Source organism: Paenibacillus allorhizoplanae, assembly GCF_927798215.1.
In the GTDB taxonomy this organism is placed as follows: Bacteria; Bacillota; Bacilli; order Paenibacillales; family NBRC-103111; genus Paenibacillus_E; species Paenibacillus_E allorhizoplanae.
Map to the genome: position 1 here is coordinate 138,588 of NZ_CAKMMW010000008.1, position 16,748 is coordinate 155,335.

The 16,748-nt window shown below is 43.8% G+C and carries 11 protein-coding genes; 2 read left to right on the forward strand and 9 right to left on the reverse strand.

Translation table 11 applies throughout. The features are described from left to right. Positions 1 to 71: 71 nt before the first annotated feature. Positions 72 to 533, reverse strand: coding sequence for a carboxymuconolactone decarboxylase family protein (locus tag L6I86_RS15635; RefSeq protein WP_236288491.1), 462 nt, complete (start codon positions 531 to 533; stop codon positions 72 to 74). A gap of 233 nt (positions 534 to 766) precedes the next feature. Between L6I86_RS15635 and L6I86_RS15640 the strand changes: the two genes are divergently transcribed. Continuing rightward, complete coding sequence (locus tag L6I86_RS15640) at positions 767 to 1,270, forward strand: Rrf2 family transcriptional regulator (RefSeq protein ID WP_236288672.1); 504 nt, start codon at positions 767 to 769, stop codon at positions 1,268 to 1,270. A 99-nt stretch (positions 1,271 to 1,369) separates the two neighbouring features. Here L6I86_RS15640 and L6I86_RS15645 read toward each other — a convergent pair whose 3' ends face one another. The 4 genes from L6I86_RS15645 to L6I86_RS15660 all read right to left on the reverse strand — a co-directional run bounded on the left by L6I86_RS15645 (position 1,370) and on the right by L6I86_RS15660 (position 5,551). Then, the gene (locus tag L6I86_RS15645; RefSeq protein WP_236288493.1) at positions 1,370 to 2,371 is read right to left on the reverse strand and encodes a glycoside hydrolase family 43 protein; all 1,002 of its coding nucleotides are present in this window, start codon (positions 2,369 to 2,371) and stop codon (positions 1,370 to 1,372) included. A gap of 52 nt (positions 2,372 to 2,423) precedes the next feature. Next, positions 2,424 to 3,266 (reverse strand): carbohydrate ABC transporter permease, encoded by an 843-nt coding sequence (locus L6I86_RS15650; protein ID WP_236288495.1) that lies wholly within the window; start codon positions 3,264 to 3,266, stop codon positions 2,424 to 2,426. Next, positions 3,263 to 4,120 carry a carbohydrate ABC transporter permease gene (locus L6I86_RS15655; protein ID WP_236288497.1) on the reverse strand — a complete coding sequence of 286 codons (858 nt, stop codon included), beginning with the start codon at positions 4,118 to 4,120 and terminating at the stop codon, positions 3,263 to 3,265. The genes L6I86_RS15650 and L6I86_RS15655 overlap by 4 nt, the downstream gene beginning before the upstream one ends. Before the next feature lie 78 nt (positions 4,121 to 4,198). Further along, positions 4,199 to 5,551 carry an ABC transporter substrate-binding protein gene (locus L6I86_RS15660; protein ID WP_236288499.1) on the reverse strand — a complete coding sequence of 451 codons (1,353 nt, stop codon included), beginning with the start codon at positions 5,549 to 5,551 and terminating at the stop codon, positions 4,199 to 4,201. 292 nt (positions 5,552 to 5,843) lie between these two features. Between L6I86_RS15660 and L6I86_RS15665 the strand changes: the two genes are divergently transcribed. Next, complete coding sequence (locus L6I86_RS15665; protein ID WP_236288502.1) at positions 5,844 to 6,893, forward strand: GntR family transcriptional regulator; 1,050 nt, start codon at positions 5,844 to 5,846, stop codon at positions 6,891 to 6,893. Positions 6,894 to 6,964: 71 nt separating this feature from the next. Here the strand turns inward: L6I86_RS15665 and L6I86_RS15670 are convergent, their stop codons facing one another. From L6I86_RS15670 to L6I86_RS15685, 4 genes are all read right to left on the reverse strand, one after another. Then, the gene (locus tag L6I86_RS15670) at positions 6,965 to 8,503 is read right to left on the reverse strand and encodes an AbfB domain-containing protein (RefSeq protein WP_236288504.1); all 1,539 of its coding nucleotides are present in this window, start codon (positions 8,501 to 8,503) and stop codon (positions 6,965 to 6,967) included. Between the two features lie 267 nt (positions 8,504 to 8,770). Then, positions 8,771 to 9,559, reverse strand: a complete 789-nt coding sequence (locus L6I86_RS15675) for a class I SAM-dependent methyltransferase (RefSeq protein WP_236288506.1) — start codon at positions 9,557 to 9,559, stop codon at positions 8,771 to 8,773. 129 nt (positions 9,560 to 9,688) lie between these two features. Beyond that, positions 9,689 to 15,259, reverse strand: coding sequence for a golvesin C-terminal-like domain-containing protein (locus tag L6I86_RS15680; RefSeq protein WP_236288680.1), 5,571 nt, complete (start codon positions 15,257 to 15,259; stop codon positions 9,689 to 9,691). A 300-nt stretch (positions 15,260 to 15,559) separates the two neighbouring features. Beyond that, a complete protein-coding gene (locus tag L6I86_RS15685) occupies positions 15,560 to 16,732 on the reverse strand; it encodes an SGNH/GDSL hydrolase family protein (RefSeq protein WP_236288508.1) in 1,173 nt (390 codons plus the stop codon). Between the last annotated feature and the right edge of the window lie 16 nt (positions 16,733 to 16,748).

A 16,748-nucleotide genomic window follows, 5' to 3' on the forward strand; every position in this document is an offset into this window, starting at 1 on the left:
AGCTTCTTTTTTAATCTATGAAGTGTAACCAATTTTTGCAAGGGTCAGATCTCATATAATTCCACTAAACATTATTTATGAGCTGCTGGTTGATAATCTCCTGGTACCATGCCTGTTGAAATCGCAATTCGATTCCAACTGTTAATCGCATTAATCGCCATAATTAAGTTAACAAATTGGCCTTCATCGAAATGGTTGCGGACTTGCGCATATAATTCCTGCGGAACGCCAGCCTCCGAAATTTTGGTCACAGCCTCCGTTAATGCGATCGCGGCCCGCTCTGCTTCTGTATAGAAAGGAGCCTCACGCCATGCGTTGAGCATATACACTCGTTGCTCTGTCTCCCCCATCGCACGCGCATCTTTCGTATGCATATCCAGGCAGTAGGCACATCCATTAATTTGCGAAGCGCGGATTTTAATTAGCTCCAACAGTTTGTGGTCAATACCGCTCTTCCTTACATACCCTTCTAATTTTAAAAGTGTTTGAAAAGCTTCAGGTTGTGCTTTCGTATAATCGAATCTAATTTCCATGTGTGAGTACACTCCTTTATTTTTAATTGTTAAAATACAGCTTCGTCATATCGTCGATAATGTTAATCGTCGATTAACTATATCTATAATATAGCCATTTCGTTTATCACTGTCAACGAAAAAACATGGGTCTATTGGCTAAAAACACCAAAACACCCTATTTGACAAGGGGTTTAAATCAACCTAAGATGTTTAATAGCAACCTTTATATAGATCGGAAAGCAGGTGTTGGGATGCAGTATAGTATTGGCGTAGAATATGGACTGCATTGCTTGGTATATTTAATTGATATTCCTCCTGATTCAACTATTGGGATTAAAGAGCTTTCCGCTTTTCAAGGCGTTTCGGAAACCTATCTTTCGAAGATTTTTAGTAAATTAACCAAAGCTGGTATCGTAACCTCTGTCCCTGGTGTCAAAGGAGGCTATAAATTAGCCAAGTCGCCTGCGGATATTTCTTTTTGGGATGTCGTTGAAGCTGTTGAAGGTGCTGCTCCGATTTTTCAATGCAAGAACATCAAAAATAATAGCTATCTTTGTCGTGATGAAGACTATGCCGCATGCGCTAAAGCTTCTCCCTGTTTGATTAACTTAACCATGCGCGAAGCCGAAGATAGTATGCGCAATGTTCTTCGTAACAAGTCGCTTACTTGGTTAAACGAAGAACTTGATCGTATGTTAACTCCTCAATCCCGCAAAGATACACGTGAATATTTTGCGAATAGCAACCATGTTTAGTGGTGAAAATAAAACAGCGTTAGCCTAGGACGAAAATAAAGTCCAGACTACCGCTGTTTTTTCGAGCTATCCGTCGGTTATTTTGTTTCCGGCATCATTTCAAATTTGCACCGTATCATCCTTGGAATCTCTAACAGGGATTCCAAAAAGAGGTGCTCCATCATGAGACCATTTCAATACCTGTGCACGTGCATGACGATTCGGATCATAGAGAGGATCACCGTTAATTTCCTTATAATTACGCGCATGATAAATAAAAATATCTTCCGTTTCATCCTCCGAAACTGTAAAACAGTTATGTCCTGGACCATACTGACCTGTCTCGTCATTGGTTTGGAACACCGCATGCCCAGCTTTGGTCCATGATGCTGGATCCAATAAATCACTATTTTCGTCTGCGCTCAAAAGTCCCATGCAGTAATTATAATCCGTAGCACTAGCGGAATAACTGATAAAAATCCTACCATTTTTCCGAATTACCGCCGGTCCTTCGTTCACGAGGAAACCTATCGTTTCCCAAGCAAATTCAGGCTTCGACAGCATCACTTGCTCCCCTTGCAGGGTCCACGGATTGGCCATCGCAGACATATATAAATTTGAATTACCAGCGATGGCAGGATCCTTCTGCGCCCATACCAAATATCTGATATCTCGGTGTTCAAATGTTGTGGCATCGAGCGAAAAGCTATCCCACTTCGTCACGATTTGCCCTTTCTCTATCCATGTTCCTTCTAAAGGATTGCTAGAGTCATTTTCCAAAACAAACATACGGTGGTCGAACATGCCGTTATCCGTATCGCCCGAGCGTGCCGCCGCAAAATAGATATACCATTTGCCATGAATAAAATGGATCTCCGGCGCCCAAATATGCGAGCTCATCGGACCTTCCTTGTGCTTAGTCCAAGCCACTGCTACATCTGAGGCGTTTAACTCTTGTATGCGCCGAGCGCGTCTAAGTTCAATCCGATCAAATTCTGGCACAGAGGCAGTGAAATAATAATAACCATCTGTATGCTTGTACACCCAAGGATCCGCACGTTGTTCCACAAGCGGATTCATAAATACCTCTGAAATAGTCGATTTCTCCAAGTTATTATTCATATGTGTAAGCCCTTCTCTCCTAATCTCAATCCAGTGCCGAGGCTCCTACTGCCTACCCCTTTACCGCACCAGCTGTTACACCGCCAATAATATATTTCTGAGCAATCAAATAGAAAAGCATAATAGGAACCATCGACATAATAATCGCGGCAAAAGCCATATTGACTTCGGACGAATATTGACCAAAAAAGTTAAATTGAACGAGTGGTAAGGTCGAGACTGCTTTCTTTTGAACAATAACCATCGAAACAACAAAATCATTCCATGCCCCAAGGGCGCTTAATACGATAATGGTCATGTTAATCGGCTTTAATAACGGGAAAATAATACTAAAAAAAGTACGATACCGCGAAGCTCCATCGATCATAGCTGATTCTTCCATCTCACGTGGAACTGATTTGATAAACCCGACATAAAGAAAACAAAAATAACCTACCTGTACACCTACCAATGAGATTGTCAGTCCATGCAGCGTATTCAAAATACCTAAATCTACCCAAGTTTTATATAAAGGAAACATAATCACTTGGAAGGGAAGCATGATGGACGACATAAACAAATAATAGAAAAAATTGTAAAATTTATTATTACTTCTAGAGATGACATAAGCGGCCATGGAACAGACAAATACAGCAAGGAATACAGTTAACGAAGTAACAATTAAACTATTTTTTAACGCTAAGAAGAAATTGGAGGACTGTATCGCATTCGAATAATTTTCCCAGGCAATATGTTTAGGAAGAGCTAGTGGTGACTGTGCCGTCTCTACACGTGTTTTCAGCGAGTACACGATGGCAATATAGAACGGGAACAAAAATATAAGTGTGATGAGGTATAGTGCAATGATCCTGATAATTCTTGGCCATTTACGAAGGCGAGTATGTTCGTTGTTCAATATTCCACCTCCCTCCTTCTTAAAAACTGGGTAACAATAACCGTAATGATGAGGATCATCACAAACAGGACTAAGGCAGCCATTTGACCATAACCCGCTTTAAAATAAGGAAACTCATAATTATATACATACATGGCCATTGTTTCGGACGCTCGACCCGGGCCACCCTTTGTCGCAACTACGGAATAATCGAATTGCCTCAATCCAGTTCCTAGCCATAAGGGGATACAATAAGTGAAAGCAGGCATGAGCAAAGGTATCGTAATTTTGAAAAATTGTTGTGTACTACTGGCGCCATCAATGCGAGCGGATTCATACATATCTTTCGGAATTGTTTGAAGGCCTGCAAAATAAATGACCATGGCCAGCCCTGTTTCCTTCCAAATACAGATGATGGCTAGCCCCCACATGACAGTTGATGGACTACCCAACAGCCCGCCATTGGTATGAAATAAGATAGGGAAAATATCACTGTAAACGTACTGCCAGATGATAGCAGCAAGAACTAAACTAATGACCATCGGCATGAAAATAACCGTTTTCAGCACATTTACGCCTTTGAATTTGACATCCAACAATACGGCAAGCAGTAAGCCGAACACATTGACAAAGAATGTTGTGACAAGCGCGAAAAACAACGTATTCTTCAATGGGGGTAAAACGTCGTTATCCTTAAACAGCTGAACAAGATTGTGAAACCCCACGTATTTATAATGATCTGCAATGCCATCCCAGTTCGTAAAGGCGATATTAAGCCCTCTAAAAAATGGAATGAGAACAACCAGCGAGAAGAAAAGGAGCGCTGGAATCAGAAATGTAAACTTAACGAATTCATCTCTGTATTTTCTCTTCATCCAATCACCCCTCCCAAATTTATAATGGTTCTCCCGGCCCTCTACAAGCAGCCGGGAGTTGTCATACATGTATACGCTTTATTTATTAGCAATAATTTTCGCGAATGTCGTATCTAATTCTTGAACCAAAGCATCTACACTTCTTGTCTTTGGATCGGCATAGATGAATTTCAACATCGTTTTTTGCCATGAATCATCAAATTGTCCATACCAAAGTGGTTTCAGCTGATTGTTAACAACTTTGCCTGTCTTGTAAATGTCTAAGAAATCACTTGCCATGGAATCTTGCGTGCTTGGCTTCACGTTGTTTTTCAAAGCGCTGATCGTTTGTACGCCATCCGCCCAAATTTGCGCGCCTTCATCCGATGCCATGTAAGCAAAGAATTTTTTCGCTGCATCCACATTTTTCGATTTGCTGCCGATCATCCAAGTATTATCCGTGGACAATGTCATATAATTATCAGCTGCATTATCATAGGAAGGGAACATGAACACACCGAAATTACCTGCTGGATTGTAGCTGCGAATCGTTCCAATTGCAAAGCTACCCATAATATCCATTGCCGCTTTTCCTTGTGCAAACAATTGGGAGGCTCTGTCGTATGTAATATCCTTCGCATCAGCATTGGCGTATTGCGATAATTGACCTACGCGTGTAAGGAAACCTTTGTATTCCGGAAGATCAGCGAATTTCTTTTGACCAGACGTAATCGAGCCCGCGTAATCCGGCATCTTCACTAACGGTCCACCCCACATATCCGGCCACATGAAGCTCATATAAGAAGCGCCGTCTTTCCATGATGCTGCAAAAGCAGGAATCCCTTTCGCCTTCAAAGTCTCAGCCGCTTTTAGCAACTCCGAATATGTTTTTGGAATCGAAATGCCTGCATCCTTAAAGATATCCTTATTGTACATGACACCGTTCGTCATCAAGTCAATTGGTAAACCGTATACCTTGTTGTCGTAGGTGACATTCGGCTTAAATTTATCATCAATTTGCTGTGTAAATGGTTCATTCGTAAGATCGAGGAAGTTCCCCGCTTGTGTCATTTCAACCATGCCCGCTGGACGGCCAAAGATGATATCCGGCTGATCATTTGCTGCAATTTTCAATTTGATATTATCATTGAATTTATCTACAGGCATGACTTGAATATCGAATGTAATATTAGGATTCTTCTCTGTAAATTTGTCTGTCACTTTCTTGAATGTATCTACCTTCGGTTTTTCAACCATATAATGCACGACAGTTAATTTCACTTTCTTGCCGTCATCTTTTGGAGCCGGGGTAGCTGGTGCTGCAGTTGCAGCTACTGCTGCTGCCGTAGCAGCAGGACTAGTGGTCGATGAAGTCGTTTCATTTGACGAACAACCAGATAGTGCTGTAACAACAAGGGTAGAAGAGAAGCATAACGCCAGAATCTTTTTCATTTTTGTTAACCTCCACTTTTTTAAGTTTCTCTCAACAATCCAGTCTGCCTTCGATGCAATTTAATCTCCCTAAACGTTTTGTTATCCCATGATGTGAAGTCCAATATCTGATTGAAAGCGCTTCAATAACAGTATTATAATATATAGAAATAATATAATATATACTCAATTGGTTATAAAATATTATAAAACATATTTCTTTATATTTTTTATATCTAATTTTTCGTAAATTCTGCTATAATAGAGTTATACTGTAATCCTATTAAAAATCCAGTTCATTGGAGTGGACCAAATGAGCAAAATACCTCTTTATAAACAGATTCAACAAGACATTAGGGATAAAATTGTTTCTGGCATTCTTCGCCCCAAAGATTTGATTGCATCTGAACAAGAAATTTCAGAAACGTTTAAAGTGAGTAAAATTACGGCTAAAAATGCACTAATCGGCCTTGCGGATGAGGGACTCGTCACTCGTATTCAAGGGAAAGGTACTTTTGTAGCAGCGGGGCCCTTCCATTCTGACACGACCAAACCCGTCGTTACTCCACCTTTGCAATCGAATAATATAATAGGTCTGATTATACCTACCATGAAAACGAGAGTGATTCAAAAGCTCTTAGATTACTTGGAGTACTTTTCAAAAGAGGCCGGGTATCAACTTATTTTACATATCACGCGCGAGTCTTTAACAGAAGAGTCTCGATCTATTAAAGAGTTAATCCAAGCGGGCGTGAAAGGTATCATCGTTTTTCCAACAGAGGATGAAAAATATAACGAATCCTTGCTTCGCTTATCGCTAGACAAGTTCCCGTTCGTCTTCATTGACCGTTATTTAAGAAATATTGATACATATCGGATTACGTCCGATAATTTTAACGGGGCGTTTGAAGCGGCTTCCTACTTATTAAATAAAGGGCATCGGCAAATTGCTTTGATCTCACCAGAAAATGCGAATACAGCGATTGAAGATCGCACTTCTGGTTTTGAAAAAGCCTTTATTGATAATAATGTATTGATTGATAAAAATTTGTGGTGCCATGTTCCATTAGACATTCTGAGGACGGAACAGGTTATACAATATATCACAGATTTCTTGACGGCTCGTCCCCATATTGAAGTGGCGTTTACCTTAACCGCAGAGATGGCGAATCTCACTTTCCGTTCCAATCAAGACTTGGAATTAATCTCTTTTGATGATCCTGAGATTCCGAATGTGCCTTTCATCCAGCAAAATGAAATCCAAATGGCGAAAACCGCTGTTAAATTGTTGAAGTTACAAATAGACGGTGAGTATGCGCCTGAACAAGAAGTTATTCCAGTGAATCTAGTCACTTTCGAATAGGGACTTTAGTCCAACAAATAAAGATCGCCCAGCCTTCTTACGAAGGTAGGGCGATCTCTTTTTATGTTCGATTAGTGCTGAATCCAGGTCGCATCTTTTTTCTCCTGCGTCGTACTGATCGGATCAATTCTAAGAATACTACTTAATGTGCGAATGTAACGTGTTGGGTAATTATAGGATTGGAAGGATACCTTCGTAGCGTCACCCAATCCAGCCACTTTGGTAAATGTCGCATCACTCTTAAATGCTGCAGACCCGTCATTTCGGGCCACTTGAAGGACATAGTTGTAGTGTCTTAAATAATAGCCTGGGAAGTTAAGCGATTCGAATGAAACACCAGACGAATTCGCAAGTCCCGGTACCATCCGGAATTTGGAGTCATCCACATTACTAAGAGGAGTCGGATCTATACGCCCGGCAAAGTTATAATGCCTCATATAAGAACCGGGTACACTAAACGATTCCCATTGGTGCAACAAGGCAGCATCTCCCAAATCTATACTTCCATACGTGACGGAGTTATGGTTCGTGCTGCCAAGAGGACCACCATTAAGAATTAACACATTGTGATTATCCGCAAGAGGAACTAAGGCAGGGCTGTAGCCACCCGCAACAGCAGTACTTACTCTCGTCCAGGTGTTCGATGCGCCATTCTCAGTATTCAAATATAACTCTGAACTTGAATTTGCCCGAACGGCAATTGTCCCATTGGGACCTGTGCCCGAAAGCCATGTCACATACGGTGAACTTGAAGGTTTGACACCATCCTGAGTAATGAGTTGTGTTCCGGGATCCGTAGCTGCCCCAAAATTCTCGGGATTCGTAGAGATTTTGTAATAAACAGCAAACCCAGGACTCGCTCCGCCATATTCATATGTCATGATATAGCTGCCATTGCCCAATTTGGCCACGGTCGTCATGCCTGGTCGTTTGGTCGAATCAGCAAGAGCGATATCTTCGACAGCTGAGCTCCAGTTAATCCCATCTGTTGAAGTGATATGTACCAGCTTTTGATTATGAAGAGGATCTCTTTCATCGGAATAATAGTAAATGAGCTTATTGTTCGCTACAAGAAGGAACGGTTCCCAAACCGGATCATAAGCCCCAGATGGATCTGCTTTCCCACCGGTCGCTTGTGTGCTAACGAACGTCCATGTCACACCATGATCTGTACTTTTATACATATCTAACTTCGTTGTGGCCAAGTTGGATGGAATCGAGTTGCCTGCAATCAGGAGGGTTCCCGCTGGCATATTGCCAATGGCTTGAGGCAGTTCATATAAGAACGGCTGGTACCGTAATCCCCATCCATTTACTTGGTCCGTAACCTCTGACAGGTGTGACCAGGTCACCCCTCCATCTGTGCTTTGATAGATAGGGAATGAGGGCGTACCACTCACATAATGTTCAAAAGTTGCCAGCATCCTTCCATTATAGGAACCGCTGTACTTGAGTGTAAGTGCCCTTGGATATAGGGTTCCCGGGCTAGGATCTGTGCTTGGCGATGTATACAGGGTTGAGGGACCGAACGCACTTGCCGACGACATCATCATGAGAAAAATAACAATAGCAAATACCGTAATACTTGAAATTTTAATCCTTTTACTCATTAAAATAACTCCTCCGCTATTTATTATTGATGAACTCAATGCTTGTTTCATTGACTAGGAAGACGACGATTCGAATCTCCTTTCCTGTTTGTGTAAGCGCTTTACAAAGTAATTGTAAAACATTTCTAGTTACATTTATATATTAAATTGGTTATTAAAATGTATTTAATTATAAAAATAAGTTGAATTTAATACTTTATCACGAAAAATATGATAATCAAAAAAGGAGCTGCTCGAAGCACCCCCTTATTAAAGCACATCTTCTAATCAAGGATATAACGGAGCCAACGACACATCCAATTTATCAGCAATTAGCGTATAGAACTCTGGAAATCTTGGATCTGCCTTACTTGCAATCTCTTCAAATGTTCGTATACATAATCCTGCTGTTCCAATAGCAGTTATGATTTCTCCGACTGTCCAACTTCGAACTAACACTTTACTTAACTCAGAACGTTCTTCCTCGGGGAGCAACTTTGCAAAAGCCACTTGTCCTTCCTTAATGCTATCATCGAAGTAGTTACCAGTTGGCTGCGGCAAGTTGTATGTGTTCAGCCATGCTCGTGCGAATGGATGAAAGTCAGTCAATATAAACCGACCATTGCTCCCAAGTCTACGACGAACAACACTGAAAATAGCATTGAGGTCTGTAAAATAATGCAAAATACCAAACTCCATCAACACGATGTCAAATTGGCCTAATGCTTCCTCGTTTGGGATATCCAAAACATCAGAACAGATATAGTCAATTTTGACACCAGTAGCAGCAGCAACCTGCATCGCGTACAATCGATTTTCTTCCGATATGTCCACCACCGTCACTTCTGCACCTAACAATGCAAGAGAAATTGCCTTACGACCGTGTGAGCCGAGTAAATTAATAATTCGCTTGCCCGCTGGATCACCCATGTACTTTAGCCAGTAGCGCAAATGATGTTTGTATTCTAGTTTCAGTTTCTCTGCAAGTTCTTCTGGTGTTCCATAATTATGAACCCATGCCTGATACGCTTTTGTTTCCCATGCCATTTTGTTCGCAGTTGACAGTTGTTTTTGCAAATACATACCTCCCAAATTCATACAATTGACACTAGCTGGTATATAATACCACCCGCGTGCTAATTGTCAATATGGCAAAGAGAAATAAAAGAGCCGAATGGATCGTTCTCATCCACTCAGCTCTTGGGGTTATTTTACAACAATTTGTATAACATCACTTACCGTTGTGCCACTTCCATTTATAAACTCGCCACGATACTGATAATTGCCAGGAGCTTTCCCCGAAATTTGTGTAATTGCTGATTGCGCACTTGGTGTGTGTGAAGATAAAGCTTGCGTTTCAATAAGTTCGCCATTTTCGTATAATCGATACTCTACTGCGTTCGTCCCCCACCACATATTAGCAGTAATGTAATAGTTCCCATCTTGATCCCAGTTGTCACTGGACAACACAGGTTTGCCGGGATTCGCATCACTCACGATGACGGTATGTGGATCACATGAAGTCGTTCCATACAAATTCGATAACTCACAGGTATACACATAGGTTCCGTTTGGCTTCCCTTGAATTGGAATAATGGAAGTCTGGGCTGCTGGCGATGCATCGGCCAGTGGATTCGTTTGGATCAGCTGGCCATTCTCGTACAACTTATACAGTGAGCCATTATTCCCCCACCACATATTCATCGTAATCTCGTAATTACCGTCCCGCAAGCCTGTTGCAACAACATTGTTATCCGATAGTATCGGTTTATCAGGTACGTTGTTCGCTAACAATGCTGCTCTGAAGGATTGCCGTTCAAACTTGACTGCATCAGCCCTCGTATAAATCATATCAGCAGGAAGGGTCGGGGGATCTACCGTAGTCGGAGTCTCCCTAGTTAAACGAACATACTCGCTACCGTCTCCTGTAAAGTCGAACGTGCCAAGATTAACCCAACCCGACGAGCCTACTGTCGCATCGATATATGTGACCTCGGTAACCGACTGATGCTTCACTTCCACTTTGACATGGTTATCGTTTGCCGTTGTATGGACGAGCTTGTAGATAGAGACTGCGTATCTCCCCTCTGGAAATTGGGCCTTCCATGTCGCCGACGATCCTTGAACAGTCGAGTAACGGGACTTCACTCCAATTTTGTAGCCGGCTAAATTACTTTGGCTCCAAGACCCTTCCGTCGTGTATAACCCAGCCGTATTCGTGCTGTCGACGATAACCGTCAGATCCCTGATGGCTATGGTCAAATGCGGTGTTGATAAGGTCACTCCGTCCATCGTTACCGTGGCCCACACCTCGATATGATCTGTTACTCCATCCAAGCTTTGAAGGGTTAACACACCGTTGCTGTCCACTTCAGCTAGATCGGTTCTATCAACGAAATACTGCACATTAGCCTGGGTCAGATCACCGATCAGTCCGTTATCCAAATAACCGGTTACATTCAGTTGAGCAGCTTGAGTCATCTGCAATTCATCCTGATTCGACTGGATGACCACCGATTCCAATTGGAGCGCCCTATTCGGGTCCACCCACATCATGGCATCGGCAATTACCCGTGACTTGTTGGCTTTATTCGTTAATTCGACATACCCACTATCCCCTGCTGCAAAAGGATAGGCTCCTAGGAATACCCACGTCCCATTGGCTATGGATTCATCAACAGTAACCGTCTCGGAGCCCCCGTTATAATAAACGGTAAAAGTAGCATTTGTTGCCCAATTTTCGCTAGTGGCTGTTATTTGCGGGAGCTTGTAATACACGCTGTAAGTTACACTTTCCGGCAGCTCCGGACGCCAGCTAATCTTGCTTGTCGCTGTGCCGGTAGTCGATTTCGCATACACGTAGTTATCGTAGTAGTAGTCATTTGCCGTGGTATCTCGTATCCAGACACCTTCTGTATCCGCCTCCGTATTATCTACAATGATGGATGAGCCATCCTGCCATTCCGGTTGAACTGGCGTTACCGCTACATGATCAGGCAGATATAGCGTCCGCTTGCGGGTCTGTTTTCCGTCCGATTCCACATAATATGTGAAGGTCTGTGATAAATCATTTACCTTCATCGACCATTCCATCGGATAAATCGTATCTGGAACGGTCGTGTACGTGGCCCCGCCATCCAAGGAGTAATGGATTGTTGCTGGCTTTGTCGTTTTTGCCTGCACGTAAGCATCGTAGGACGTTTCGTCAGGCTTGACGATGAGCATGCCTTTCACAGCATCGATTGGACTGTGGACATCGAAGAAATAACTTGCATCCGATGTATCGGCCGTTCTAACTTGATGCAGAGGCACATCAATGTCGAGCCCCTCCACAATGATTGCTGTTATTCCCTTGCTTGAAACCGTGGCCTGAATGATTCCGCCACTCATAACCGCCTGCTCTGGTGTCCCGTTATCGCGGATGATGGTTACGTTATAATTTTGTGCTGGGTTGAACCCGATCATTTGCGCATTCAATTTGATCGGAGTCTGTACCTCAACCGTCGATTCGTTACTTAAACTGATGTAGAATTTATTTCCGCTCTCTCCCGTTATCCAATTCAATTGCGGATGATTGGTCTCGATAATCCCCTTGGGCATCCAAAGCCACACGTTGGAATTACCGTAAAATTGTCCTGGCTTATTCCCATACAAATGATATTTGAACCATAAAAAATTAGTTTCGAATACGGAAGGGAATGTAATACTCCCATTCGATTTCAGCGATTGTTCGGTGATCAAATAATCCATCGTTTGTCCGAGCTGTGCCGGCATATGGTGATAATAGATGGATGTAGCCCCACTTGGACCTTCCAGAGGAAAATCGGGTTGGAGTTGACTAACGGCGAAACCCTTATAGTAATACCCTGGATAGTTGGAATATCGTCCAATGACCGAATTATGAGCGATATCCTGCAATAATTTATCGCCAGTATACAGCGATAACCTCATCATGAATGGCGCCTCCTGCGCATTCATCCTATAATAACCGGTTGTACTTCCCGCTTCAAACGTCAACCCATTGGGTGAAACGAGCCAACTTTCCGCTTGTACGCCCCCAGCTACATCTTCAGGGAGCTTGTTCCTAGGATATGCGTATTTCCCACTTTCCGGCCAATGGAATGACTCCGCGTAATTATACGTCTCCGGCTGTGGAATCGTAACGGTGCCTTCAGAAACCGGACGAGCAACGAACATCGTGGCGTACTGTTTAGCTTCCTTGTACGCGGCATTCAAGTATTTAGGATCTTTCGTTTCCTCGTACAGCTCCAAGATCTCCATCCACAGCTTGCTATAATAATAAATAAACTCATTTTTACTCACATTCACGGATGCAGGCGTATCGATATTTTGAGCGATATAGCTGTCGGCTGCATCCTTGGCAGCCTGTAAATACTGCGCATCACCTGTCATACGATACATCATAAGGGGCTGAATGACAGGTCCCCGATCTTTCTGATCAGGATCTCGCACCAGATACTCTTCCTGCCCCAGCGCCCCAATGCCTGCCGAAGTGCCCAGCATTTGATTGACAGCGGCGACACTTGAAACGTCGAACGGCAAGGTTGCCATTTTCCATAACGAGGGTACGCTGTATACGGGCTTCTGTGTCGGCGACCAACCGATACCATTTCGCGATACCCCGTACTGAATTAACGGCAACGCCCTCGTATTGTAAAGCTGGTCGTCCCCTGTCAAATAATAAGCCCCCAGAAGAGCCGCATTCGATGTAGTTCGAACGCTATCCTCGTTCTCGATATCAATGAAGCCCTTGGCCCGGTTCCACCACCCGCTTGGTGATGGGACATAATTAACAGAGTCATCCCCCTGCGGTTCGATCTTGAGCAGATCGATCATATTAAACATCGCGTCAGTAAGTGACTGATCCGCGACATTTTCCCGGTATGCCGAATAGTCGTATTCACTGCGGAGAATATCCTCGTAGGCTTTATACAGGCTGCCTTTCTGAGCGATTAACCCTATATGGAACTGATACGTGCTTTCCGCAGTCATTTGCGAATACGTACCTAGTTGAGGCGCATAAAGAATCGGCTGTACACTGCCTTCATTATTGACAAGACTCATCCCAAGCCGCTGCTGGGAAACGCCTCCCGTCGGTTCAAACTCAACCGGAAGCTGCTCTGATGGTACAAATACACCATATGACAACGCATTCCCGGCTCCATCATTCTTCTCAACTAGACTCATCGGAGCGCTTAGCTCTCTCAAGCTAGTTGATTCAACTGATCCTACCATTTTCGCATGCGACCTGAAACCACTTAACACTTCATTGATGCCGGAGACCACTTCTGTTGTAAATGATTGATAGCCAATCACATAATTACCGTTCCTGCGAGGTGTAAAAGCAAAGGAAACATCAGGTTTGTCCCCTGCCAAGGACCAGTTTACTTGTAAATCGTAATCGCTTCCATGCAAAGAATCAGTTAATACGGCCGTATGGCTATCAGGGAAATGGATCCCGTCGAATGTAATCCAGCGTTTGTTCATCGTATCGTAGTAATTGGTTCGACTTCCCGCATTCCCATCCAATAAGACCCATTGTTCTTCAAGTCTTTCCGGCACAGTATTAATTGGCACCCAGTTCCCTGTCCCCGTGTCCTTGTAGAACAGATCACGAACGATGGATTTGCCTCCATCCCAAGCGGCTTCATAGAAAGTCGCCTTATAGTTTGCGTTTTCAATGCTGCCTTTTTCCGTGTAACTGAGATTCGCCAATGTGCGGCTGCGCAGCGGAGGTAACGGTGGTGCTTGCTGCCGGATGTTCCCTTCGAACTTTACCGCATCCGCACGCGTAATGATTGTTCCAGTTGTAGGTTGTGTTCGTGTCAACCTGACAAACTCCGTATCATCACCACTAAAATAATAGTTCCCCAAATCAACCCAACCGACGGATGGACCTGATGATGGCCTTAAATCCATAAACATGACATCCGTAATCCCATTGTGAACAATTTCGATTTTCACATTACTATCCGCTTTATCCGCCCAGTCCAGCTTGTAGAACGATATTTTCGCCGTTCCTGCTTCCAATCGCGGATTCCAGGTGATGGTTCTTCCCACAGCATCTGTAAAGTTGGAACTGGAATTATTGTAACCCTTTACCCCCGTGCTAGTGCTCCAATAAGGAGCTGAATATCCGTTATTCTTGTTATCCACATCAACGGTGACAACACCATCCGTCGTGATGCTTCCATTATCAATAATGATCGTCTTATGGGGCTCTTTTTGCTGAATATTCCCTTCGAACTTAACCGCGTCCGCACGCGTTAGTATCGTGCTGGTGCTGCTGGTAGACCGGGTCAATCTAACGAATTCTTCACCAATCCCCGAAAAATAGTATTCTCCCAAATCAACCCAACCCACAGCCGCCCCGAATGAAGGTCTCAAATCTATAAATTGAACATCCGTCGTGCCATTATGAACGATTTCGATTTTTACATTGCTATCTGCTTTATCCGCCCAATCCAGCTTGTAGAATGATATTCTCGCCGTCCCTGCGTCCAATCGTGGATTCCACGTTATGGTTCTGCCTACTGTACTTGTATATTTGGAACTGGAGTTATCATACCCCTTCACACCTGTACTTGTGGTCCAATTCGGAGCCGAGTATCCGTTATTCATGTTATCGGCATCCGAGGTCACAACACCATCAATCGTGATGCTCCCATCATCGATGATGATCGTCTTATTCGGTAAGGAATCCGCATTAGCGGGGCTTACTCCGAAAAAACTTAATGGCACTATCATCGTCATCATTAAAACGATTAAAAGCAGCTTCCTTTTTATCATATAACTCACATCCTCTCCATTTATTGACAACGCTTTCAACATAAACAATAATACCCCCCTTTGTTAGAATGATCGTTACGAAGCGATTAACCATATCCTTCTGGTAATCTCCTTCGTCTTTTGTAGCATAGCATGTAACCTAACCGTGAAATTTCTTCGATTTCTAGAATTTTTTATAAGATTTTAAGTGAAAAAACCTACATGGTAATAGACTGCTGGGCAGCAGTCAGGTACCATGCAGGTTTTCCAAGAAGCTAAGCCTCTCCATTATACGGGCGGCTGCACCAACAACAACTTCCCAAGCTGGATCACCGTTTGATCATACCAATCCGGATGCTCCTGGACATGCTGCCTGCTTCGCTCGTTACCGGATGCCTCAAACACAGCCGCTTTGTCTGTCTTCTCGTTATCGATTTCGAAGCGAACCGTATGTCTTCCATTCGGAAGCTCTGGCAAGAAAACAAACTGATTTCGATTGTGATCGTTGTAGGATGTGAATCGTTCGACTAGGAAGGGCTCTCCGCCATCCACCGTCACCTTCAATCTGCCGGAATCGGGTCCCCCGATATCGAACAGCCCGATGTGAGTGCCTTCGAACTGCACCGTGATAGCCTCTCCAGGATCGACTGCTCGCCATAAGCCGGGGAACAACCAATCGTATGTGCGAGCCAGTTCAAAATTATCAGGGGTCACGAATGACCATCCTGACGATAAATGAGCATGACCATCCAGCGGCAGCATAACGGCGTACTCCCAAGGATTGGACGGAACCAAAGGCTCCTGAGGCAAATTATGTTCAACACTTCCCGAACCAACTTGAAGTTCACGAATCCGCTCAAATGACCGGGTAATTGTATGCGTGTAAATCTGATGTCCTTCGGGAATTATCGGATGGATCGAATCATGCGTAAAAACAACAGCTCCGGTAACGGACTCCCCTGCCTTTGCAGTGAAAATAAGCTTTCCTTCCGTCACCAACTGACTGACCGCCACACCAAGATGAATCGAAGGAATACCGTAATAGTCGGCCACTTCCTCTTGCATGAGGGCTCCCTTCTGGTATTCCCCAGACTGAAATCCTGCCACATCTCGCTCTTTCAGCGTATAAACGAACAGGATATCGGTAAACCGGCTCCGCTTGCGGATTTGACGGACGATCCCTTCGATCCGCGCCTTGGACTCGGGCACTCCGCCATCATTACCGACAAACTCAACAAACACAAGATCAGGCTGATGACGAAGCACATCCGTCTCCAAACGGGCACAGCCCAAGTCCGATCCAGTTCCGTCAATGCCCGCATTCACGCAGCGGATATTCGCCTCGGGATATTGCTCACGAAGCCATTCCGCCGTCATGACCCGATATCCTGCAGAACGCGTATTACTGCCGCCAAAATAGACGATTGTCACCGTTTCCCCATTTTCCAACTTCTGAATCACATTAGGTAACCCTCTT